3 protein-coding genes are annotated in these 1775 nt (G+C 44.0%); all 3 read right to left on the bottom strand.

Translation table 11 applies throughout. The features are described 5' to 3' along the window. Positions 1-110 precede the first annotated feature (110 nt). Genes SIN01_RS14590 through SIN01_RS14580 form a run of 3 tightly spaced genes read right to left on the bottom strand, consistent with a single transcriptional unit; the run spans position 111 to position 1596 of the window. On the bottom strand, positions 111-782 hold the full coding sequence (locus tag SIN01_RS14590; RefSeq protein ID WP_029548192.1) for a Crp/Fnr family transcriptional regulator: 672 nt from the start codon (positions 780-782) through the stop codon (positions 111-113). 15 nt (positions 783-797) lie between these two features. Further along, a complete protein-coding gene (locus tag SIN01_RS14585; RefSeq protein ID WP_028976556.1) occupies positions 798-1340 on the bottom strand; it encodes a ferritin-like domain-containing protein in 543 nt (180 codons plus the stop codon). A 28-nt stretch (positions 1341-1368) separates the two neighbouring features. Further along, entirely contained in the window at positions 1369-1596 is a 228-nt protein-coding gene (locus SIN01_RS14580) for a heavy-metal-associated domain-containing protein (RefSeq protein ID WP_010026612.1), read from the bottom strand. Between the last annotated feature and the right edge of the window lie 179 nt (positions 1597-1775).

The following is a 1775-nucleotide window of genomic DNA, read 5'->3' as shown; positions in this document are numbered from 1 at the left end:
TTGAGCTAACTCTTATCGATGAAATGCCACTTTTCGTTGTACCACAAAGCAAAATCATAAACTTTCTTTACCTGTCAAAAAGTCCCGTCAGCTTTTCCTGACGGGACTTTCTAATTGATGACATAACGCGCTTCAAGTTCTTCCGGATCAAGCAAGGTCACTGTTTGCTTCTCGCGACGAATCAACGCTTTATCCTTTAATAACTTAAATTTACGGGACAACGTTTCTGGGGTCGTACCCAAGAACCCCGCTAATTCCTTCATTTTCACAGGTAAATCGAAGGTCAGGGAACCCTTTGCCTTCGCTAAATCCAGCAGATAGACCGCTAATCGCGTTTCTACAGCTTCCATGAGTAAAAATTTTGACTGGTTCTCCGCAGAAACCAGTTTTTCTGCATTCGTCTCTAATAATTTCAGACTGATCTGAGGATACGTCAGCAGCAGCTTCCGGAAGTCCTGGTGAGCCAGTGTGCATACCACCGTTTCTTGAAGCGCTTCGCCAAATGAGCTGTCGTTTTCTGTACCGAATAATGCCGTTTCGCCTTCATACCCACCCGGTTCGACAACGCGCAGAAGCTGCTCGCGACCAGAGCCGGAAATCTGATAGACTTTCATGCGTCCTTTGGCTACGATGGTCAACTGCTTCTGATCATACGGTTTGAAGATCTGTTCCGCTTTCTTATAGACATGACGTTTGGTCAGTTGATCAATTTTTTCTAAATCAGATTCGTCCAAATGATTGAACAGAGGGACCAAGATCAGACAGCTATGCTTCCCCATCATTCAAACCTCCATTAATTAATCATCATCATCATCGTCTTCTTCTAATCCCTCTCGAGGAGCATGACCTAAGAACGCCTGTAACTCACGGATCTTGCAATTATTCCAGCCTAATTGCTGCACCAGAAACGCTTGAAGTACCGGTTTATCCTCTTTTTCAGCTAATTTAATCGCGCGCGTGATAAACAGATTTTGCGTATCAAAGTCTTTCACTGCAGCCACAAGCCATTCTTTAGCAGAGAGATACTTGAATTTCCCATGCTCCTCCAACATACTGTAACGGTTGAACTCCTCAGTTGTTGTCGGAATCACTTCGCTTTCATCTAACAACACTTGTGCAAGCTCGTCAAATAACCTGATTTCTGTTTGGATCGCCTGGCTGAAGAATTCCTTTAAAAATGGAGTTTCGGATCCTTTGGCATAAGAAACGGCCTGAGCCAGCTTTTCCTGATGAATCTTCAGATTGGCTAAAATATGACCGGTCATCGCTCCGGCGGTCGGGATGTGGTGATCTTTCTCCGACTGAGAAACTTCTGCTTCATACAACGCATCGATTGACATACGCGTTCCTCCTCTGAATTTATGATCCTTAAGCTTCCTTTACTTTTACCGATTCGACTTCATAACCGAGTTTCGACACGATCTGCGCAACCGCTTTGGCTGAGATCTTATCCGGATCGATTTCTGCTTTAACCTTGCTGGAATTAAACAAGACTTTCGACTTTAGAATGCCTTCCTGATGCGCAAGGCCGGTTTCAATTTTTTGCAGACATGACGGACAGGTCAGCGCCTCTAATTGTAAAATCACTTTTGTCATCTTGAACGCCCCTTTCTTTTCTTTACATTTTCAGTTTAAAGCGATTCGTTCATTAATAAATTGACAGGTATCAACTTTTAGAAAATCCGGGCAAATAGCGCCCGGTCCTTAATCTCCAGCCATGTGTTATTGGTTCGTGTCTTTTCGGTGCTGAATCGTTGCTTCGGTTACTCGCTTGC

Origin of the sequence: Sporolactobacillus inulinus (assembly GCF_006539285.1) — a bacterium.
Taxonomy (GTDB): Bacteria; Bacillota; Bacilli; order Bacillales; family Sporolactobacillaceae; genus Sporolactobacillus; species Sporolactobacillus inulinus.
Note: the sequence above shows the minus strand (reverse complement) of the source record. Positions and strands in the feature narration are given on the sequence as shown.

Bases quoted from the DNA above. Each gene is read 5' to 3' on its own strand.
- SIN01_RS14590 (WP_029548192.1), bottom strand. From the start codon at position 782: ATGATGGGGAAGCATAGCTGTCTGATCTTGGTCCCTCTGTTCAATCAT.
- SIN01_RS14585 (WP_028976556.1), bottom strand. From the start codon at position 1,340: ATGTCAATCGATGCGTTGTATGAAGCAGAAGTTTCTCAGTCGGAGAAA.
- SIN01_RS14580 (WP_010026612.1), bottom strand. From the start codon at position 1,596: ATGACAAAAGTGATTTTACAATTAGAGGCGCTGACCTGTCCGTCATGT.